The sequence below is a fragment of the Paenibacillus artemisiicola genome (assembly GCF_017652985.1).
GTDB lineage: Bacteria > Bacillota > Bacilli > Paenibacillales > Paenibacillaceae > Paenibacillus_Z > Paenibacillus_Z artemisiicola.
In genome coordinates, this window is sequence record NZ_JAGGDJ010000012.1 from 85,172 (window position 1) to 107,541 (window position 22,370).

At 43.3% G+C, this 22,370-nt stretch carries 17 protein-coding genes and 1 riboswitch; of the genes, 6 read left to right on the plus strand and 11 right to left on the minus strand.

Annotated features, from left to right (window positions below; translation table 11 throughout):
- Window positions 1-13: 13 nt before the first annotated feature.
- From I8J29_RS16415 to I8J29_RS16445, 7 genes are all read right to left on the minus strand, one after another.
- Window positions 14-2,686 (minus strand): CD3337/EF1877 family mobilome membrane protein, encoded by a 2,673-nt coding sequence (locus tag I8J29_RS16415; protein WP_208848622.1) that lies wholly within the window; start codon window positions 2,684-2,686, stop codon window positions 14-16.
- Window positions 2,646-5,294 carry an ATP-binding protein gene (locus I8J29_RS16420; protein WP_208848623.1) on the minus strand — a complete coding sequence of 883 codons (2,649 nt, stop codon included), beginning with the start codon at window positions 5,292-5,294 and terminating at the stop codon, window positions 2,646-2,648. Before I8J29_RS16420 ends, I8J29_RS16415 begins: the two co-directional genes overlap by 41 nt.
- Window positions 5,295-5,326: 32 nt before the next feature.
- Window positions 5,327-5,731: a TcpE family conjugal transfer membrane protein gene (locus I8J29_RS16425; RefSeq protein ID WP_208848624.1), complete on the minus strand. Its 405-nt coding sequence runs from the start codon at window positions 5,729-5,731 to the stop codon at window positions 5,327-5,329.
- A gap of 3 nt (window positions 5,732-5,734) precedes the next feature.
- Window positions 5,735-6,037, minus strand: a complete 303-nt coding sequence (locus I8J29_RS16430; protein ID WP_208848625.1) for a hypothetical protein — start codon at window positions 6,035-6,037, stop codon at window positions 5,735-5,737.
- 57 nt (window positions 6,038-6,094) lie between these two features.
- Complete coding sequence (locus I8J29_RS16435; RefSeq protein WP_208848626.1) at window positions 6,095-7,225, minus strand: conjugal transfer protein; 1,131 nt, start codon at window positions 7,223-7,225, stop codon at window positions 6,095-6,097.
- Between the two features lie 15 nt (window positions 7,226-7,240).
- On the minus strand, window positions 7,241-7,633 hold the full coding sequence (locus I8J29_RS16440) for a hypothetical protein (protein ID WP_208848627.1): 393 nt from the start codon (window positions 7,631-7,633) through the stop codon (window positions 7,241-7,243).
- Window positions 7,634-7,786: 153 nt separating this feature from the next.
- Window positions 7,787-8,782, minus strand: coding sequence for a replication-relaxation family protein (locus I8J29_RS16445; protein WP_208848628.1), 996 nt, complete (start codon window positions 8,780-8,782; stop codon window positions 7,787-7,789).
- A gap of 597 nt (window positions 8,783-9,379) precedes the next feature.
- Here I8J29_RS16445 and I8J29_RS16450 point away from each other — a divergent pair.
- Window positions 9,380-10,690 (plus strand): ParM/StbA family protein, encoded by a 1,311-nt coding sequence (locus I8J29_RS16450; RefSeq protein ID WP_208848629.1) that lies wholly within the window; start codon window positions 9,380-9,382, stop codon window positions 10,688-10,690.
- Between the two features lie 39 nt (window positions 10,691-10,729).
- Window positions 10,730-11,269: a hypothetical protein gene (locus I8J29_RS16455; protein WP_208848630.1), complete on the plus strand. Its 540-nt coding sequence runs from the start codon at window positions 10,730-10,732 to the stop codon at window positions 11,267-11,269.
- Between the two features lie 200 nt (window positions 11,270-11,469).
- Here I8J29_RS16455 and I8J29_RS16460 read toward each other — a convergent pair whose 3' ends face one another.
- Window positions 11,470-11,793, minus strand: coding sequence for a hypothetical protein (locus tag I8J29_RS16460; RefSeq protein ID WP_208848631.1), 324 nt, complete (start codon window positions 11,791-11,793; stop codon window positions 11,470-11,472).
- 1,222 nt (window positions 11,794-13,015) lie between these two features.
- Window positions 13,016-13,684: a MerR family transcriptional regulator gene (locus I8J29_RS16465; protein ID WP_208848632.1), complete on the minus strand. Its 669-nt coding sequence runs from the start codon at window positions 13,682-13,684 to the stop codon at window positions 13,016-13,018.
- A 625-nt stretch (window positions 13,685-14,309) separates the two neighbouring features.
- Here I8J29_RS16465 and I8J29_RS16470 point away from each other — a divergent pair.
- The gene (locus tag I8J29_RS16470) at window positions 14,310-16,688 is read left to right on the plus strand and encodes a type IV secretory system conjugative DNA transfer family protein (protein ID WP_240546246.1); all 2,379 of its coding nucleotides are present in this window, start codon (window positions 14,310-14,312) and stop codon (window positions 16,686-16,688) included.
- A gap of 62 nt (window positions 16,689-16,750) precedes the next feature.
- Here the strand turns inward: I8J29_RS16470 and I8J29_RS16475 are convergent, their stop codons facing one another.
- Window positions 16,751-17,068: a hypothetical protein gene (locus I8J29_RS16475; protein ID WP_090647748.1), complete on the minus strand. Its 318-nt coding sequence runs from the start codon at window positions 17,066-17,068 to the stop codon at window positions 16,751-16,753.
- A gap of 780 nt (window positions 17,069-17,848) precedes the next feature.
- Window positions 17,849-18,517: a LytTR family transcriptional regulator DNA-binding domain-containing protein gene (locus I8J29_RS16480; RefSeq protein ID WP_208848633.1), complete on the minus strand. Its 669-nt coding sequence runs from the start codon at window positions 18,515-18,517 to the stop codon at window positions 17,849-17,851.
- Between the two features lie 35 nt (window positions 18,518-18,552).
- Window positions 18,553-18,636: riboswitch (cyclic di-GMP riboswitch) on the minus strand.
- 268 nt (window positions 18,637-18,904) lie between these two features.
- Between I8J29_RS16480 and I8J29_RS16485 the strand changes: the two genes are divergently transcribed.
- The 3 genes from I8J29_RS16485 to I8J29_RS16495 all read left to right on the plus strand — a co-directional run bounded on the left by I8J29_RS16485 (window position 18,905) and on the right by I8J29_RS16495 (window position 21,912).
- Window positions 18,905-19,144, plus strand: coding sequence for a type II toxin-antitoxin system HicB family antitoxin (locus I8J29_RS16485; protein WP_208848634.1), 240 nt, complete (start codon window positions 18,905-18,907; stop codon window positions 19,142-19,144).
- A 994-nt stretch (window positions 19,145-20,138) separates the two neighbouring features.
- Window positions 20,139-20,987 (plus strand): hypothetical protein, encoded by an 849-nt coding sequence (locus I8J29_RS16490; protein ID WP_208848635.1) that lies wholly within the window; start codon window positions 20,139-20,141, stop codon window positions 20,985-20,987.
- Window positions 20,988-21,003: 16 nt separating this feature from the next.
- Window positions 21,004-21,912 (plus strand): replication-relaxation family protein, encoded by a 909-nt coding sequence (locus tag I8J29_RS16495; protein ID WP_208848636.1) that lies wholly within the window; start codon window positions 21,004-21,006, stop codon window positions 21,910-21,912.
- The last annotated feature ends 458 nt before the right edge of the window (window positions 21,913-22,370 follow it).

A 22,370-nucleotide genomic window follows, 5' to 3' on the forward strand; every position in this document is an offset into this window, starting at 1 on the left:
TGTGCAGCGCCCCCTATTCCACAATGGGGCGCTGCAGGTTCTTTCTGGTTTGCTGCGCTGTCATCGTGTTTTTCTTTACGACTTGATTCGTATCCTTAGTTACCTTCGCCGTTTGCTTCCCTACCTTTGCCCGCTGCATGACCTCGAGCTCTTGGTTTAGATGGGATAGGTTGGTGGATACTTCAGGCGTTACGCGCTGCTTTAACGTCGAGAACACGTGGACGTTCGTCTCGGCTTTCAGTTCAAGCCGATCTCCCACTTCCATACGCGCGGTTTTCGACAGCTTCTCTTGCGCGGCGTCCATGGACTTCTTCAGTTCGCTAGGAAGCTTCACCTGGCTCATATCGAGCTTGTTTTGCACCACCGGAATGGTCGTTAGCGCGATCGGAGCCTCACGCCTGGATGTCGCTGTAGGCAGTGCTGGGGCGTTTCTCAAAACAGACGCTGTGCTACTCGGAGCAGGATTACGAATCGGTGCAACGGGTCGATGCACCTCCTCAACGGTTCCGGTTGCCTTCCGGAATGCCTCATTCGCTCGAAGCAAATCGTCCTTTTTCTTTCCGAACTCCGGCATCGATTCAAATCGCGAGGCATACGAAATCCGGCCTTTGCGCGTTGTCATCACCTGGTTGATTTGATTCGTGCTCGTTAATCCCGCTTCCATGAAACGCTCGTCCATCTTCTTTACAAAATCGGAGTGTTTGACGGACTCGCCCAAGGCTGCCGATGTGTCAATCGCCGTTTTATACTCCACTTTATATCGCTGGAACAGCTCCACCATGACGAAATCGTTCACGCTGGTCTCCAGTTTCCGGTTCTGATTCAGCGTACCGGCCCGCTGCAGCTGACCCACGACCGCTTTCGGGCGGTTGACCATGAAGGTGGATGCCTGTCGTATCGCGTTTTCGTTGGCATACATCGTCGCCGCCACTTGCTGGTCGTTCATTTCCTCGGAAATGCCCTGCGAGAGAATGGCTTGGCGGACGTCTCCCCCATCTTTTTGAACCGCGAACAGTCTTCCTTTCTCCTCCTTCCACTCTTTGTCCATCCCACGGAAAGGATTCTTCGTATTGGTCCGGAGGTTTGTGTTGACGCTCGATACAAACGGCGTATATTGCACGGGCTGCCCCGTCTCTGCGGCGATCTGCTCGGCGGCTTCTTTTTGTCTTTGGTAGCGCAGCTGCATGCTCGCCGTTGTCGCGTCGTTCAGGTTCTCGTTCGACTTGGACAGGGCACTCGGATTAAACGAGCTCGGAACCCCTTCAGTCTCCTGCTTATTGAACATGCCGCTTACTTTCGAAAGGCCTTTGTTATACAGGGAGCGGGTTACATTACGCTGAACCGCATCGACCATCGTAGATTTTGCTTTTGCCGGCATTGGGATATGGCCGGCGGCTTTGGAGAAGACGGATCCTAGTTCGTCCTTGTATTTGAAGACGACAAAGATGACAACGGACTCGAGCAACATGCCCGCGAACCATCCCGCTTTCGCCTTAACGGCCACCAGGTTATAAACCATATGCCCGACCACTAAGGATAAATCAAGGAAGAACATGGTGAACACGCACATGAGCATAAGGCCAATTAGCTTGAGAAATTGAGACCGGACCACAGACAGCCCCGCTTCCCTCCCGGGCAACAGGGAAGCGAGCAGTGTGACCGCCATGACCATGGCGTGAATCAGCAATTTTAGTCGAACATAGATCGTGGCTAGCGACCAAAAGCTTAATAGGCCGATAATGATGGAGCCGAATACCGCATTACATAATAGGACGATCATCTGTTCGTCTGAACGCACATCGTTAACCGCAGGAAAGTCGGATTCCGCTGCTTTTAAGGCCACGTCTCGATCGTCTGACCATGGCTGCGACCTCAGCACCTTATCGACTTCCGTCGTATGCGTCTCGTAGGCTGTCGCGTCGTCGAATTGCAGCATGCCATACGGCTTCATGACGAGCTCCATCCAGATTTGTTCACTAATCGCTTCGACGCCTGTCGTGGTGGACGAGCTCAATCCGCCTGGTTTGGCCAGCCCGGCATACATCGACGCGGCCACCTCGTTGCCCGTGTCATTCAAGAACGTGAGGAAGGTCCCTGCCTGTGTAAAGAAGGCGAATGCGACGACAAGGGCAATGAGAAAGGAGATCATGGTCTGTAGAGAATCCAGAAACCTGAATCGGACGATTTGCCAGAGCACGGCAAGCAGCGTAATGGATGCAAAGACGCCAAACATCCCGCTCCAAAGGCCATTGCCGAGGGTGCCATAACGGATGCCGGAGATATTTTGAATAATTTCCTCTGCACCGTCGATAAGGCTATTCATGTAGGAAAAGGTAAACGCTTCTCGAGCAATAAAGTTGAAGAAGCGGGTGATTTGAACCCCGATTAAGAAGCCCCCAGACAGCATCTGATCGTAAATGCGACTTACACTATCATTAGCCTTCGCGCCGATCTGCCAGAAATGCCGCTCGGGGGAAACCGTTTGAAACGAATAATGGGAGGAAGGATACGTGTTGTATAACGTGTTCGTCGATGTATCTTTTGGAATCATCTCATCCATCGCATCCGCGGACACGACCGTTGCGGATACCACGAAAGCAAGGAGAAGCGTTAGGACGATGCTAAAGATAAAGCGCGAACGGAGGTTAATCATCCGAATCCTCGGCATCTGCATCATCGAGATCATGCGGATCCTCCCCTCCCGCTTCCGCCTGATACTGCGCAAATCGCGCTAGGATGGAAAATTCATGTTCCTCTTCAGGCACCTCTTCTCCCTCCGCTGTTTCAGGCGGTCTCGTATCGAAACAATCGAAAAGATGCTGAAACACCACATCGACCGAAAGCACGCCAACTCGGCCATAGATGTCCTGCATGAGACATTGCCCATTCTCTAGGTTTCGAATCAAATCAATGTTATCCTGCGTGCGTTCTAAGCCGAAATAGGCTAACGTGTTGTTTATTTTCTCCCTGTCTTGATCTCGGAAGGCAAATTTCATGCCGATATTCCCGGCGAGGTCACCGGCCATATCGGTCGCATTTTGCGTTGCAATGCCAAGTCCACCATTCAAGGAGCGTCCCGTCCGGATGACGCGGTTCGCCATTTCCTTGCCTATTTGCGTGGCTAGAATAGCCCAGGCTTCGTCCATATTGGCAAGCGTGAAGACACCTCGGTCGAAGTAGATAAAGGAATCCATGAAACTACCAATCGAGTACATGGTTGCAATCGACATCTTCTCGATTAAGGAATAGTTGGCCGGCGGTTTCTCGACGGGCGGCATCTTCAAGTTCTGAACCTGGAGAATATTCATGGCGAAATCCATGTTAATCGATTTATGGTCCCCCTTGCCGAAGAGCAGCTTTGCGAATGACAAATCTGCAAAGCTATGCAGAACCTCCGCAATGACTGCTGCCTCATGGCGCGTCTCGCCCATTGTACGGAGGACGTCAATACACTTGGTGAGATAGGGCTTAGGCTCAGAGGCGACGCGCATGACTGACTGGGAAATGTAACTGTATCCGATCGTGTCCGTCTTGACCGAACTGAGATAGGCCAGGATGTCCATGGCGGCTTCCTTAGCGTCTTCAATGTTCTTCAGCATGACGAACGGATCGAGCTTACCGACATCCTCTGGTGCCGATGAAAGGGTGGCGACTTGAATATGACCTTTGAGTTCGGGCAGCATGTCCGGCCAATGCGATCGTTCGCCTTTTGGATCGAACATCAAGGTCTTGCCGCCGTTAATCGTGTTTTGATAGCCAAGCAAGTTTAAGAGTACCGATTTACCACCGCCCAATGTACCTGTAATGCTAAACGAAGGCGAGCGGTTAATCTGACTGGCATGACGGAGATCCACATAGACCGGATTTTGGTTCGATCCGGTTGTGCCAATATAAAGCCCTTTCCCGTCTCCCAAGCTTTGAGTGGCCCCAATCATGCCGGCAGCAAGCGTCTCAGGCGGTATCCGCTGAATATAATCGGATACGTAACGGGGAGAGCCCGGGATAAAGTCGTTGAATAAGAGCCACTGGTCGCCGGCAGGCAATTCAATTTGAATGTTTCCCATATCGCGGAAGTGGTCCTGAAAAATCTTCACGTTACTTTTCAGCATATTGAGGTCGGCATGGTATAGCCCAAACGAGACATGCGTAACGAACGTCGGGTTCTTTCGCTTCTTGTACTCATCTTCTAAGTACAACGCCTTTTCTTGCTTTTCCTGAAGATCGAGCGGAACCTGAGCATGGGCTTCGTTGATATTCTTGACCTGGTTATCGATATCCATTTTCTTGCGACTGAGCTTCTTGATGGCATCCCTGGACTCTAGGACGTCGACTTTAATACTCATTTGAACCGGAAACGGTAAGGTTGCGGCGCTGTACAGCCATTCGCTGCCAGGGTGGTCCATATTGTCCGGAAGATCTGAGAGGGCAAGGTACGCATGATGAATTTTCTTGTCCTCTCCATCATGTGGCTGGGTTATCGTAACCCGGCGTGCACGGCTGGTATCGATGTCACCTTCGGTGAGCGTAAGGACTTGGCGGGGATCGTATAGGAAGGTTTTAAGTCCGCCTCGCAGCCCTTTTGTCTTCTTCGGACTCCAGCCATCGATGTCGGATGAACGAAGGGTAGGCTCCGCGATCCCCCACCAGAAATTTCGCTTAATCAACCATTCGATTTTTTCGTGGTCGACCCGCTCGACTTTCAGTTTTCGCGAGAGACGATCAAAGATTTGCCTCTCTTTGATGGTGTAGGCTTGCCACTCGTGTTCAAAAACCTCTGGTTCATTGAGGCCAGTAAAATGTTCAATCGTTCGCTTCGGATGTAAAAAAAGTTTCTTCACTTCGCTTGCAATGGTCCCCAGTTGATCCACGAGGTCCTTCGCTTCATTCTTGGGGAGGTAAACGGCAATAAAGGCACGGTAATCCGCATTATTGGTTCCGGATACCGCGTTATATCGTTCGTTTAAATAACTGTCCAGGGTGTTAATGAATTTTTTGCTCCAATTTCTTAATGGGCCTTGAAGCCGTTCTTTGAGGCGGCTGTGGTGTTCGGTTATGTCATGGGTGCGAGGCAGCCAAAGAATATGAAAACGATCGGTGAGCAGCGTTAGAAATGAGGTATGCGCAATCAGTTTATCAATTTTTTGCTGATCACTTAGGTGATCATAAACGAATGTATCAATTTCATAGATGGCCCATACGGATTTATCGTGATTAAAGATGAGATTCCCCTCAAAGTAGCCAATCGGGAATTCGATTTTCACCTTGCTGACTTTCTTTTTAACGGTTATCGCCAATGTCCAAACCTCCTAGTAAAAAGAGGAGCGCGCTAAGCACGCTCCCTCTCCTTGCGATACACAACCTTGCTTCCATACGTATAACGCTTTAAGTGCTCGAATTTCCGGTACCGATGGAGCCGCTTAGGGCGCATCCAGTAGAAGATCATTCCCAGCAGCCATTTGTGTGGTGCCTTTCCATCCAGCTTCTGCTTTGCGATGAGCCAGGTGGCTCCGATTGGGAACAGAATATGGTTGTACGCAAATGGCAGAAAGAAGAAGATGGTTTTTCCAAGCATCCAGAAAATGAACTCGCATACGAAGAAGATACCGACGACCTTCAGATTGGCCGGAATCGGCAGCTTCTTCCCTTCTAACGCGTAAATGACAAAATCAAGGTTCCAAATCCGCGTATAATTTGACACGGTGACACGGGGCGTTTCGTTCTTCTCGGTCATGGCTTAAGCGATGAAGGCGTTGTAGAGTTTTGTAGCGATATTCCCTACCCAGGTCCAGTTCATAAAAACAGCTACAACCAATGCGATGGCAAATGCGCTAATCATCTTGAACCAGTCACGGCTAATCAGGAAAAAGACCGCAATAATGCCGAGAACAGCCGGAATTAAGGCGTTAACGTTCGTGGTAATGGAACGCCCCAGCTTTTCTCCCGGCGTTTCAGCAAATGCTACAGGAGCAATAATGACAAAAATCGTTAAGGAAAGCACGACAATACGGAGAGCTAATTGTGCTTTAGTGGGTTTCATTCTTTTGGATCTCCCTTCGATTCATCAATACATATTAATCAATATACTAATATACAACTATTCGTCTGTTGTTGGTCCATCTAGGTTGTCACTGGATGCATCATCCCGATCTTCAGAAGCGAGAGGATCCTTCTCGGCGGTATGACTTAGCGAATCTGTTGTAGGCGTGATGCCATCTGAGAGCACATACAAGCGGCCCTCTTGTTGAACAACCTCAAGGTTCCAGGAGTTAGCGAAAGGTTCACCCATATCGCTATTTACCAGAACAATCACCTCGATTCGGTACTTTGTCAGCTCGGCTAGCCCAGACGGTAGCTCATACACAGACAGCTTATCGAGGCTTTGATACGTGAATTCGGACTTTTTCATTTCATTTGGCGCTTTGACACTGTCCGAGTAGAAGTAACGAAGCTGGCCCGCATTCCCTTCATACCATGACCGTAAGTAACTATCAGCGAGCTCCTTGCTTTTCACTACTAGCTCTTCGTTTCCGACTAGCTTTCCCATCGACGTGTCGTCTACCGTCTCCCCTCGTGGTTGTTCAGAAACGAATCGTGGGTAGGATTGTATGACGGGTCCTTCCTGCGCCAACGTAACGGGGACAACCATGTACGTCTTCTTTTTCAAGATGGGCGGCATCACCGCTTTTCCTTGTGCATCGAGCAATTGATCCGGGAGTTGTTGAACGTCACGCCAAACAACAACCGTCACATCCACATGATTTGCATCAAGTTGATGGGTGTCATATATTTCGGCGGAGGTGACTTTGCTTGAACCTTTAACGTCAAGACTATTTAATCCCATAGCAGGATCAATCCCCTTAATAAAGCTGGCTAGTCGCGTTGTCCGGTCGTTAACGAATTTTGCATCCCAAGAGAAGTATTCCGTCGCGAAGTCAGCCGCAAAGCCCTTAACGGAATCCGAGATGACAGGTGTTGTGTTTCCTTCAACGATTGTCTGATTAACTGTCCGGTTACCTTGCGCAAAAGCGATAGCACCTTTCAAGAGCAGTAGGCTTGCGAATACCCAAAAGAACATACGTAAAACTTTCTTACCGGCCATTGCTTTTGGCGCTCGCGGCCTATTTGATTTGTCTTTCTTCGGTTTAAGTTGTTTCTTTTTCTTGAGTTCTTGTTTCTCCTCCGATAAATCGTCATCGGTCGTATTCTTTTTCTTTAATAACGGCAAACCTTTATCACCTACCTAGTGTGTTTTGCGTTTGCTCTTGCTCGCGCTATTACCGTTGATGAGGACGCCTACAACCATTACTCCCACGAGAATTAATATGATTGCATATTTAGCATCAAACTCCATCAACCAGTTCCAATAATCCACCATTCGGCTCCAGACACCCGGTGCTTTGTCAACTACAGCATGGGATGCATCATCTATGATTCCGGCAACGAACTGATGTGAACCGTCCATTTCTTTGGGGGTACCGTCCTCAGGAGCGGGCTTTGACGTTGTCACTGGTCTTTCAATTTCCGTGGAATGTTGTTCATCCCTTGGTGCCGGATCCCGAATCATTAGCACCGCCATGATTAAGGCAAGTAACGCTCCAACACTTATGAAGACGACCTTCATGTTTTTACGCAATCGCTCACCTCCTCTCAGAATAGAAATCAGCTTATTAGATGATCAATAATATAACATATCACTATACTAATTAATATACGACTATTGGTAAATTTGTAGGCTTAATAAATCCATAACCTTATTCTGTTACGTCTTCACTTTGTTTATATGCACTTAACCATCCTTCCTCCCTGCCGCGGCGAATCGTTGCGATAATACATCGCCAATGGTGCGGCCAACGAATACTTGCGTATCGAATCCCTTAAATACCGTCTTTGCTGCCGCTCTAATGTTATTCAGACGAGCCTCATATCTCGCTTCTGGGACTATAAAGGCAATTATGCCGTTCTTTTGGATAAGGGGCGCATCCTTATAATGCATGACTTGCTTGTAGCGCTGCAGCTTGTTTTCAATCGATACCTGCTGGTTCCTGGCGCTGACGAATGGAGATCGCTGCACGGGTTCTGTAGATCGGTCGAGTTCGATGTAGAACACTTGCTCGTCCAATCTAAAGACAGCATCTGGTCGCACCTCGATATAAAAGTCCTTGTTTCCCAAGATCGAAAGTGAGGGATACCAATCCCAATCGATAAATTGCTTCGCACCGATTTGCTCCAACTGGTTGTATTTCAGTTCAAGATACACTTTGGCCAGCTCCCAGAAGTGTTCTTTCTTTGCCCGTTCTAGATCGAGCTCGAGTTTCGAGAGCTTGGACTCCTCTAATACGCCAATCCTCATCTCTACAAGTCTTAGTCCCCGGGTGGTCAAATAATACCAAGTCTCCCCTTTCACCCTTGTCCTAAGTTTAGGCGCTTTATCTAGTTCATCGGGAAGTGCATTAGACTTTTCCAAAACACCCTTAGCGTAAAGATCAAAGAGTTTCCGTTGTGTTCGAAGTTTGGCTGATTTCAAACTTTTAGCATGCATCTCCTCCTGTTTATCTCTTGAGGATCTGGCATAATTCGGATCATCCACGGGGTTACTCCAGAAGTAGTGTTCAACAGCAACCGAGATTGGCATGCATCTGCAAATGTAGAGATCGATTAGGAACCGCCAATCTCTCGAACTTAATCGATCAACAACAGAACCAAACGACGATTCACCAGGCGTACGAACCTTTCGTTTCTTACCTTCTCCACTTGTAGGGACATGTTCCAGTTCTCCCTTCAAAGGCCTCCACTCCTTTCGGATTCATGGCGACGGAAGTCATTTTCATACCACAAACATTTCGTATTAGTCGTGATTTCATGACTCGGGTGAGTATTTGAGATAGCTACGTTTTTTAGAAGATCATTAAGATTAATGGCTGCAATGTTCTGCACGATAAAACCTTTATTGTGTAAGCAAGGACGAAACGCATTATTAAACACGGTGTAGACTCATTCTGATTGAGATATTGAAACACATTGGAACCTTATAAAATTGTCAGATGGTTACAAAAATGAGCCCTCCTCTCTTACGGGTGGTAAGCCGCCTTGGATAAAGCTTGTATGGATATTCCAGATTCAGAAATTATCTTAATATAGGCTGCCTTGGTTCGGCAACGAATTAGCCGGAAAAGTGGAATTGTGGAATTATGACCGTGGATTATGAGCCTCAATGACGAAGCACAAGGACCCAGGAGAGAAACAATTACTCAACTTATTAATACCGAATATAAATGACGTTATAATTCAGTTTTACCTTCATACTTATTTAGTTTGACTCTGATTTAAAAAAGGAATACAATTTTGACAGAATGATATTTTATCCTCGGGAGGAAATAGAATGAAACTGAAACTCCACTCTAATGCAGGTTTTGATTTTGGTAACTCTGAATTAGATGCTTACGTAAATGGAGTCTTGATTGCTCAACCAAATGTTTTTGCTGTAGCTGGCAAAAATCCTTGGTCTGATGATGATTTAGATGTAAAGAAAAACCTCTCGAACATTTACGATAACATGGTAGTGTCAATCATCTCTGGCGCCGTTCGGACGAATATGTATGCGGTCGGCCGTCATGCTCTGAAGACATATGGTGAAAACGTTACGAGCTTGTATGTGAAGGGCAACAACGCCAAATCTGATCAAGAGGTTCCATACGTGAGCTCCTTGGCCGTATTGGCAGCACAAGCTGTTGAAGAAGCAAATCGGAATGGTTCAAATGTCAACGAAATTGAATTGACCGTTGACATGGCCACTGCCCTCCCAGTTAAACAACACATGCCAGCAAATATTGATACCATGAAGAAAAAATTCATGGATGATACACATACAGTTTCCGTCCATCTTGGTTTGACGAAGAAAGTGGATGTTAAAATTAAGTTTGAATACGTTCATATTCTTCAAGAAGGAACGCCGCCGGTCTTTGCATTACAGATGGACCAAAATGGTGATTGGAGAACTGGCGGCTATAACCCAGCGTCTAGCGAGAATGATCTGTTCAGTGAATTCGCGAAGATCTATGACCTCCCTGCCGATACAGATGGCAGCTATCTTGATGGAAAAAACCTTCTTCATGTTGACCTGGGTGACGGAACGCTCGATGACCCATTTACAAGAGGAGATTCGGTCGATAAGGATTTTTGCAGTGGTGTAAATCACGGTGTTGGACATGCTATTGCAGATTCGATCGATGATCTTCTGGATCTTGCACCTCATGTTTTTAATTCTCTTTCTCGTCAACAATACAGTGATATCCTGAGAAGCCAATATTCTGGTCGGAAACATAAGTTCTTGCCAGAGGCTCTATCAGCTTTCAGGCCGCACTGTGAAAATCAGGTCAATCAAATCCTTAAGCACATTGCAGATCAGATTCTGAAAATCGGTGCAAATGAAATCGACATCGTTCCTGTTTATGGCGGTGGAAGCATCTTGATGCGAGATTACCTGGAACCAAAACTGAAACAGCTTTGTGACGATTCCCGAATTCAGCTCTTCTACGTCCCAGCTAAATATGCTGTGACGTTAAATGCCGAAGGCCTTGATTTCTTTGTTCGCAGCGATATTTATAAGGCGTTAAAATCCCAAGCAGTTACTGTAGCAGCTCCGATCGCAGAAAAAACCAAAAAGCAAATTGCAGCTGCTAAAGAGCAATAAGTATCATGATCATAACGATTTCACTTGGGGGTGAACTTTTTGAAAAAAACAAAAACAAAAGCGGTCCCCGGTAAACCAATAGTCATGAAACTGCGTGAAGATGAAGAAACCAGCGTCTTACAATGGTTGAATCTGCAAAGCGTGTATAGTGATTCAATCCGTTATCTGATACAAAAAGAAATCGCTGAAAACGGTCTAAGGAATCTGCAGCATTTTATTCCACAACATCGTACGGTTGAAACGCTGAAATCCATGAACGTGTTATCAGGACCCGGGGCTACTCAAATTGACCTGCAGCCGGATTTAAAGGAACAAGAGATAACTTCTGCGGAACGCACCACACGACTTACTACTGAACCTGAGGTGAGTGGTGTCGATACGTTCTCACTACATGAGCATGAACTTTCTGAAGGCACGGATCTTGTTACAGGCAATGATGACTCCGTGATAAAAAATGATTTTGAACCTAAAAGCTCGGACAATACCCCGATTGACAAACAGACGGTTGCACCAGGATCTAGCCCAAGACCGGCAAAGAAAGTTTTTGGTGCAGACGTTACGAGTTCATATGCAAACTGAATAAAGGATCCCCAATGATTGGTCAACACCCCGTCGTCGACAATGAAATAAAACCCTACCCTGTAAACTGATTTCGGTACTTCACCGAAGTCAGTTTGTTTTACTTTCGTTAAGATCGTTTGTAAAAGTGTATGAACGTTTCAATTCAGCTTTGTGCTTTCTTGAAGGATCGGATATGTTAAGGTAAGAGTCCTTCCCTCTTAAGATGATAGAAAAAGCTTTCCGGCGCCAACAAATGGCAGCATGTCGAGGTAGTCGTAGGACATGTACGCGGATCCCTGGTCGCTGTGAACGATCAGCCCCGTCACGTCTTTCTCTTTTTCAAACGCTTTTGAAAACGTATCGAGGATGGCATTCTCCATTTCCACCCTTCGAACATAGCGATCCATATTTGGAATGTTTCTCGTTTCCCCCGTGTATCTAAGAGTCCTAACTCCTCTCCTCCATCTGGTTGTATGGCGCATCCACGCCTTCAGTCGGCCCACATCGACGATTCTTTCCTCCGCCACCTTCTGCTTCGTCATCCCTTGCAATCCCAGTTCAATCGCTTTCTTCTTTGTCTCCAGGTTATACGTTAAACGGCCGACCCATTATCGCTATAAAAAAACCCTATCGTTTTCATCGGCATAACACGAGGATGTTTATCCAAGGGTGCACTTCAGTGATGTTGGGTTCTTCTATTACTTTATGGGGATTATATGCTCGGTTTCGCGTAGCTCGTAGCGAGAATGCCTGTGCGCTTACAGCGTACTCAAATATCATCAATGGAGTGACCAGTAGTGTGCGGTGAAAGTTAAAGCGAAGGATGCGTAGCGGAGTATCTCTCCCCTGTTAAAGAACGAATGGCTCAGTCGTCATCTTCTTATTTCGCAGCGGGATCATAATGGCCTTGTAGATTTGCTGGCATGCGTTGCGAACCTAGAGTGACTCCTATCTGGTATATATCGTGCGCTCAATTGCTCAGATCCAAATTGGGTTTACAGGTACCGTGATCGTGTTCATTGCAGCGAAGGTATACGCCGTTCAACGCCTCTCCCTCTTTCCGCTGTTTCCTCCCTCCTTTGTCGAAGCCCTACACTTAGTTTCGTCGTAACGGACATCGTAATGGCCTTTAAGTTTAAGTCCTGGCATCTGTCACGAACATATTGTCTCCCTGTTGATACAACCGTGAGATCTATGTTCAGTTCTACAGCCGCACAACTAATAAGGCACTGTGGCTGGTACTGATAGTCGTGTCGGACTCTCGCTGATAAAACTGTGAGCTCAATAGCTAGTTTCCCGGGCGTCATATTTAGGGCATTGCCGCCGGTATTGATATCTGTTACGGATTCCCTTGATGATATGTGCTCTGGGCTCACTCTCTGTTCTATTCGTTTTGGTAATGCGGCCGTCAACGTTGAAGCGATGGCGACTCACATCGTCTATCTTCACCTGAACGAAAGTTGGTAAAAAGCGTTTAGCAGCTGCCCATCGGTTTGAACAACGTAACGTATTTGTCAAAAACTCTCTGATATTAAACTATCAGGGCTATTATGATGAATCTTCTGCTCGTTTTGGTTGGAACCAATTAATATAAAGTTATAACTAAGGATTGATTAAATTATAATTATATTGAGCCTCCGTACAAACTTGAGTACAATTTTGGTTTACCTTTATATATATGTTATTAATAAGGAGTACATATGGTGAACTCATGTTATTAACGTCTTGTTTGTGATAAAGAAAAGAGACGCAACAAGTGCGTCCCTAGTTAACACCATATTCCTCTTTTAAAGCCGCCTCCATGTTTTCTTGAACATACTGACGGATAAACGTAGACCTTTTTCCCAAATCCTCGTCTTTTCTGAAGAGCCCAACGCGCTTCATTCGTTCATTTTCCGGCAGCTTTGACCATTCCTCAATGGCCTTTTCTTCTAATTTCCATTCAATCCTCATTCGAGACATCTTTTCATTAATTTTTTCAAGGCGGATCTCTTCGTCGGATTTCGGTGCAGGTAGCGATTTACGATGTTCTTCCAAGAGTTGTGTAGCAGCGGATACAACCTCATTGCGAATTTCAATTTGGGCTTTCTGAAACTTCTCTTCGAAGGTAGCCTCCATTTGCCGTCTTATGGCTTCGAGATCGACTAATCCTCCCTCCCCTGTTCCCCAATCTAACGGAAATGGTCGTAACTCAAAAACATCTGGAAGCTGATCGAATATTAATTGTAGGTTATACTTTTTGGCTCTACCTTCACTAATGTATCTTCCGATTTCAAGGTCTTTTTCATCATAAACCTTTTCCCCAAGAATGCGATTAACGTAATGGATTCTCTTTTCTTCCAATGCAATGAACCATTGATTGATTGTATTGTGATGATTGCCTTCTATCAATTTAGCAAATTCCGAAATTTTCCACGCTTTTTCAAGCTCCAATGACTCTCCTCCTCTATAAAATGTCTACCACAAGTAGTTTGTGGTTTATTTGTAGAATACTTGTACGTCAATCATACACAATTACAGCGATAATGTCATCACATGTAGTGGACAAGCCGATTTCTGAGCGGAAAAACACCGAAGCAATACCAAGTCAAAACTGCTACTTGTAGAAAACATAATACATTCAGTTGACAACAATTCCGCAATAATTACTGCAATGAGGATATTATGTCTATAACATGTTTATTTTATATATTATACACCCTATTTTAAGTAGTTAATATGTGCAGAAATTGTTTTTCACATCTCACATACGGTATACTATATGTTTCTATCAAGTATTATACAGACTACATTCAGTGTTTTAGATGTTTAAGACAGGTGGCGTATATTCTATAATCAGTGTACTACATATATTTATTTTGTATTCAATAAACTACATTTAGTATACGACATGTTATATACAAGAAGTGTAAGATCGACAGTTTGTACACCACAAATACCTATTAAATAGAGGTGGAGCGAATAGCGCCACATGGGAATGAAGTCAAACAATGACAAGGACTATTATTATATATTAATATACTAGTAAATTAATATACTGATAAAAGGAGCGGGACAATTGAGATACATAGGCATGGTTATTGGAGGAATATTGTCAGCAATAGGGCATGTGATTGCGTTCATGTTCAAAAATATTTTCATTCAGGTGCGACGATATGCAATGGATTCAGCAAATAAAAACGCGATATGGAACATGCAAGCAATAAGCGTTCTGACGATTTTAATCTTATGTTTTTTGTGGTTAGTGGGTAAATACCAGGATTTGTTCTATGGGGTAGGGGAGCCAGTATTTTATCGTGCGATTCCGCTCCTTATTTCATGCTTTTTAGGGCATATCATTTATTCATCCCCACTTATTTTCAAAAGTAAGTATTCAAAGCCCGTTATTCAAACGTTTTTAAATTCACTAAGTGTACTGGCAGCCGGACAAATAATTATGCACTATGTACAAGGATGGCTAGGGCTCACCATTGCGTATATCCTCTTTTTTGGTTCAGTCGCATTGACATTGTTCTATACATTGCAAATTAACATACGGTCAACAGTGTTTTATAAATTATCTAAAGCAGCTGAGGAATCAACACTCAACATTAACACTTCTAGTCAATTAAAATTAAGTAAATGGAATGGGATCTTGAATGGAGGCTTTGCCACACTTGATAAGATCGACTTAAGTAAGAAAGGTTCATTAAGTCATCTGAGATATTATTCTGAAGAGTGTAAACTTGAACTTTTTCATACAGTACCTACTAAATATCGAGGGAGTGAACTGATTGTTCTTAACAGAGGGGACCGGGCGCAGCATCAACAAACGATAGGTGGAACAGGTGCTGGTAAAACGCTTCTTGCAACTACACTCGTTACTCAAGATGTTCTAAATGATTTTATGGGTACCACAATTCTAGAGCCGAAAGGTTCGTTCATAAAAAGAATGGCAAACTTCATGGATCGGACCGGTAGGCCATATAGAAGACTAGATCCAGAGTATTCATTGACTGATTGCCTCAACCCATTCTTTGTGCCTGAAGGAGAAGACATTGAACCGATGATTGAGGCAAATGTCTCTGCCTTTCACGGCTATTTAGGTCCGGATCCAGAACAATATTTTAAAAGTCGGTCGACGCAATTGTTGCGTATTGGTATCAAGGCACTAAAGATCGTTTTGGGAAATGATTGCACATACAATCATTTGAATAGACTGATTCAACCGATAAATGATGACTATCGAGCTGAGATCATGTCTGAATTTATCGGACGTGAGACAGAGGTTCCATTGCTTCTTGAATACACAAGAAACATGGCGAGTGGGGGCAAGTTGCAAGAACATGCTATGCAAACGTACTCGGGATTATACGATTATCTAAGTGAGTTAACAGAAAGCAAATACGTCCAACGAATCTTCTGTGGTAAATCTACTTTTAATATCGATGATGCGTTACGTAATGGTGAGGTCATCTTAGTAAATGGTGCATATGGAAAGTTGCAGACTTTAACCTACACTGTAGGAAGGCTGTTCCTAAATCTATTGCGTGCAAGTACCTTCAGAAGAAATTTGACTGAAAATGTACGTCCGCATCAACTGACCGTAGATGAGATCGAAATGTTTGCAGATGAAGAATTTTCAACTTTTCTGGAGATGGCACGTGAGTTTGAAGTGTATGTAAATGTCATTCATCAAGGAAATGTCCAATTGACTGATGTTAGTGAAAGACTCGGAGGAATGGTTAAACAAAATGCGGTTCAGAAATTCATTTTGGCAGGCCTCGATAATGAGGACGCAGAGTATTATGCAGATATGATTGGTGAGGATTATAAAATTGGCCAGAGTAGCGGAACCGATGAAATGTCGGTCACGGGGTTTAAAACTCAGCTTAAGGAAGAGAAACGTTATCGAGTAATGCCGAGCGAGATTACAGGATTAAAAGGATACAATCCAGAGACAGGTGAACCAGGTGAATGTCTATTTAGAGGCGTTCACAACAACGTAAGAATGGAACCAGTGATTGGTCTGATTTATCCATTGCCAAGAAAACTATTCGAGCCACTTGAAGAATCAAATCAACCAAATGTAGAACCCTGCAATTCCGAGATGGTAGGTTCAGCAAAAGAGCGTACAGTTCTATCCAAAAGTGGGGGGCCAGACCGAAGTGAGAGTTCCAAAAATCGATTGGATCAGATAAAGGAAAAAGGGAAGAGAGCAGCTAAAGAAACGAGCAGTGGGGGAGAGGAGTCGCAAACTGGTCCAAATATGATTAGGAGTTCAGCATGGGATAGTGAAGATGATGAAACGCCAAAGGTGGCTCAAGGTAAAGTTAAAGTAGTAGAAGACGAAACAATTGTTAAAACTGGGACACTATTGGCATCAAAGAATCGGGCACTAAACGATCTTGAAGAGAAACTTGCCCAGCGTGCTGATGCTGCTCGAAACTCAGGATGAACATTGAAAAAAGCCGATGTCTAAGACATCGGCTTCATTATTTATTATGGTTGAATTTGATGTTAATCAGCATCTTCATCCTCAGTAATGTCCATAAATAATTCATTGAATTTCTCAAAGGCAGCAAGGCCAAGAGGAGTGAGACTATATAATTTTTGTCTGCCGGAGGAGTTAAATTCAGCAAACCCTAGAGCTTCAAGCCAACAAACGGCGAAGTTTAGCTCGCCCCTTCTGACTCTTGCTTTTAAAGAAAGATCCTCTTTATTATAATCCTTTTTGGACAATGCCTGCATAACCAATTTTGGGCCATTAGGCAAGTTACTGATCATTTTTTCCAAGTAAGGCTGTAGCGTGCCTTCGATTTCAAAGTCAATAGACATAACTCATTGCACTCCTTTACGATTGTTACTCAATTAACTAATATAGTATCACATTGAATTATTAATTGACATACAACAATGATATCCTGTTGAAGTCTGCAGTATACCTTATTCCATTAAGTTAAATCAGAGAGTTGTTCAAGATCATATCTCAATAGTCGATAATTACACTATTATTAATTAAAAATAACGATCTTAACAAGCATGGAATAGGGGGATTGTAATGGAGTTCTCCTTATATGGAGTACTTTGCATCCTGGGTTGGAGTAGATATGGTATATGTGTACGTTCCTTGGGATTGTAACTACATTAACTTTTGATGTCTACAATATGAAAGCTATTGGGCCAATAATAATCTGCTCAATGGTGGTTACAGTAATTTACTTGTCAAGGAGAAAGATCAGGGATGCAATACAGATCTCGGCCATTACGTGCGGTCTTGGCTTCTTAGTACAGTCATTAACTTTTCATTATGGAGATCCTACAAGCAGGGTTGTTGAAGAATTAATCAATACATTCATATTAACAACTGTGAGTAATGTACTGATAAAAAACAAAATTCATTTTACCTTCTTAGCAAGTCCTAGAATTATGGCCAAACATGGACAGGGATTAAGTAGATTATGTGTTTCGATTTTAATCTTCTTATCATCTTTAGGATTCCTCTATATCATATTGCCAAACGAATTTTCATTTTACCTAGTGACAGCTTCGATGATCATTGAGAACTTAACACTATTCGTAGAATCCTATCGACTTGAGATACAGTAGTCCTTATTCCTAATCCTCTGTTGAACGAATGAATAACGAACGGGATTGATTAGTTTCGATTTTATATTCGATCGAATTTTCATTATTACGTGCAACAGCATTCTCAATTAGCATTTTCAATAACTTTGCCCTTAACCATGCAATTTCGACGAATTTACCGGCCTTTCTTTGATCAAAAAAGATACGGTTATTTTTTTCATCATAAGAATAAACCCTTCTTAGGTTTACATAGGTACCTACATTAACTCGAATAAAGTCCGAGTTCTCTAATCGCTCCTCAAGCAACATGTACTCATGCAAATGCATAATTTCATAATAGACTTGTTCGAGAAGATGGACTTGAACTTGATTATTCTCGTCAACATGGACATACAGGACATCATCAAGACTGATTTCAATAATGCAGTTAGGTTTGTTTGGCGAATGCTGGGGATCGTCAACATGCCCAGCAATTCTCATTAATTCATTGAAGTCAGCGTCGTAGGCTTCCGCGAATTTCCTAAGGGTTTGAGGGCGGGGAATGATTTCGGTTCCCTCTCCATTACATCGTTTTTCTCCCAGCTCGACATCGCGAATATAGCCATGACTTAACCTGCTTTTTTCGGCAGCTTTTCTAAGACTTAATTTGCGTTCGATTCTGAGTGATTCAAGATGGGACCCGATTTTGTTTGTGCTCACTGGAATATCCACCTTTAATTTAGGTTTAGGCGAGAGTTGGCAACCCGGCTATCATAGAAAAAATCTTTAGACCCGTGGTTTTGCGTCCTGCGCTTTCACGCAGTTTGCCCAATCTGCATACAACCTCTTAATAAAAATATAGCATGATTATAAAGTTTATCCAGTGATTAAATGGGAATTAGAGAAGACGCATTGTCGAAGAAAAGATTGAAGTTGTCTGTAAATGTCGAATAGAGGCTGAATTGGAAGAAAAATGTTGACCGGTTATATACGTCGTAGTACAATTCCACTGTACTAAAAATAGTACATTTGAATTAGTCAATACGGTGCTTTATATCGTTAAATGGTTATAATGACCCAAAATTAACATGGAGAGGAAGATTGAAAATGCAAACAGCAGCAAAAATTTCGAACAAAGTGTTAATTACTTTGCTATTTGAAGGTAATCAAAGTGACAGAAATTATTCCGTTTATATCCCTGAATTACGTCTTGGTGTTATCGGCGATACTCTTGAGGAAGCAAGGGAAAACGCAATAGACTTGGCCAGAATGGAATTGACTCGCTTAATAAAAACAGTAAAAAAAAATGTGCCAATTATTGAACGGCTTGAAATCGAGTTCGGATAACCGCAGCAATATGGAGAATGGTGGGCTACCACCTCTTTTTTTGGTGTAAGTCTATTGAAGAATATCGTCAAAAATACACAAGATATTTTCTCGAAACATTATGTGCTTCAAATAGTCTTGAGTAGAATCAGATTAAAGTTCCGGAAGGAGGGAATCAATGTGAGACAATTCTTTGATCCATCGTTGTTACCGGTAGCTACAACTGATCTTGATGATGGGAACATTCTGTATGTTCAAACGAACGGTCTTCAGCATTATGGTTATCCGGACATAATTGCAGACGAATGCAACGAGGATGGTGAGCAGTTGATTCTCAATTTTCACGACCGGATCTTTAGTCTCAATTTCGATACTAGCTCGATGTAGAAACACAAAGAGTCATTGTTTGTCCGGAAGATTACTGCGATGGATTAGTTAATATCAGATCCATAACAATCTACCAGAGCCTCATGTTTTGGCAATCCTCAACCCCGTCATAGGTGTGTCTAAGAATGATTCAAAAGGTTTATCAGAACTATATAGCCACCTAGAAGAGGAAATGGAATGCTTCATGCAAAATAAATTTTAGCTCATTTAGTTTGATCAAGTAATGGACGCTACGAGCTTTTACGATGACTCGGTTATCATCTGTTTGAAACAAATTTGCGATATTAATTTCAATTATGAACGACTAAGAAATCTAATATTGAAGATAGAACCACAGGAGTTGCCACTTGATAGAATTAAAGCATGGAAAAGCAGCAAGACAGCGGGGCACTTGACGGATAAAATAGTCCTTCTCAATCCCATTGTCGTATAGTAGTATATTAGTATATATATTAGTTTATTATTCAATATGATACTGACAAAGATGGGGAATGAGTCTGAAATGGGACATGAAACGTTGAACTTAATTCAAGGGCTAAATTCCGTTCTGACTCACCCAGGCTTCAATGCCACAGCCGTTGCAAAGTCGGTTCGAAACTATCTCATTTAGACGTGAGGAGGCAAGTAGATGAATGGACCATTACTAACCAGCCCAATGCAAGAATATAGAACGTCTGCCCGTCGGAGAATGCTCCATCAAGGCATGGTTATTGGTATTGAGAATCACTCACCATTTGGGAAGAATATGCAATGTGCAGTTGTAGAACTGAATTATGGACTTAAAGGGTTAATTTACGAGGATCAATTCGATCGCAGGAAGTACAGCTCACTCGTTGGTTTTCTTGGCCACAAAATTGACTTCATGGTTCTTGATGTCACAAAGCTAGGACAGGATGACACGAAGGTTAATGTGTTTGATGAAGAGAAAGGAATTGTACTTCTTTCTCGTGTACAAGCAATTGATGAACTGCAAGAGGAATTCTGGTCTACAGTTGAGTTGAATCACATTGTTACCGGTGAAGTCTCCGGATTTGAGAATGAGCGCATCTACATCCGTATAAAAGGCGTTATCTGCGTCCTAGCTATCCAAGACTATGAGCACGATTGGACAGTTAGTGGTAAAGCCCTTGTACCACTTGGAACTGAGCTTACAGTCAAAATCACTTTCATTGATCGTGATAATCATCATGTCCGTGTATCCAGAAAAGAACTTCTCGAAGATCCATGGAGCAGAATCCACGAAAAATATGGAGTAGAAAATTTTTATACTGGCATTATAACAAGTTGCGTTCAAAACGTTGGGATTTTCATTAAGCTCGCACCGGGGATTGAATCACTTGCTTGGTTTCCGCCAGCAAATAAAATGCCTAAAGACGGAATTCTCGTGGGAAAGAGAGTGTCGGTACGTATTAAAAATATAAATGCTGACAAGCGCAGAATTGGGTCTAAAATTGTAGATTTTCCATACGAGATCTAACGAAAGGGGAAAGCTGATGGACATTAATGTTTCGCCAATCATAAGCCCGCACAGCAATGCAGCGGTTCCTGAACAGCCAGCATGGGATGACCCTTATGCATTCATTACAAACCAGAGTAAGCTGCCAAAACACGAATATTATTATATTGTCGAAAAAATCGAAAGAAACTGGATAACAGAACGTGATATTGAGCTTGTCCGATTTGTATTCGTACATCGCTGGCTTGTACTGAAGCAAATTGAACGCTTGTTTTTTCCTGATGTAGATAGGGGGAAATCTGTTCGTGATCGAATTAACCGTCTTATCAAATACGGATTACTACGAAAAACCCAGTGGAGCAGCTACTCGTTGCCAGAGAAGAATAGACCAAGCATTTATGAACTAGGAGATAGCGGTGCAGATATACTTAAATATAAATATGGCATAATGGTTGGACAGCGAGATCCGCGTAACCCAAAAACAACCACCATGATATATCGAATGCGTTATGTTATCACGAATGAACTATACATCCAGTTAAAAGAACAATTTGAGCTTGTTCATTTTGAATTCCATCCTTCATTAAAACGAAAGGAAGCCCTTGTAATTCCAACCGCTCGGTTTGTCCTACGTAATCCGAAAGGCAAAGAAATGCCGTTTTATCTTCTGTGTCAGCGAGAAGATGAGAAGTGGTTAAAAACAATACGTTTTCAAGCCAGATTCTTTAAGGAGTACTTTACCAGTGAGGAGAGAGACACAACAATCGTTGTTTTGGTATCCTCTGATGAAAGAGCTTTGCTTGCAAGCAAAATTGCTGAGCAGGAGAATCTAAAGGGTCGAATTTGGTTTGTAACCGATAAAGACTTGCTCGATGAAACTGTTGATTTACGAAATGGATTTTTTGTCTTCAATGAGAACCAGAAGATTTATTACGATTTGCGATGATGGAAGGGAGGAGTGCCGCCAGCGTGCTTCATACGATGAAACTGCAACTTCTAACTGATGTACATCAGCATGATACACTTACCAATGTAATGTCCCGTTTCAACCTAGTGTGTAATCACATCAGCGAGATAGGGTTCCGAACAAGGACACATCGAAGTAAAGTCAGACTTTCGAAGCAATGCTATTACGACATTCGAGAAGAATATTCGATGCCTTCTCAGATGGTAGTTCGCGCCATAGGAAAGGTTGTCGATTCGTACAAATCGGGATTCAATGCAGTAATGAGGTTCGGAGAACTTACATCAGTCGTTTATGATTCTCGATCACTTGCTTTTAAATGGATGAACCACGTTTCTATAGCTACTTTTGAAAAACGTATTGAAGTTCCGTTTCGTGTAGTCGAATACAGGCAAGGTTCTTTTGAGCGACTTGGTAGCGGACTCGCGGATCTTATTTTA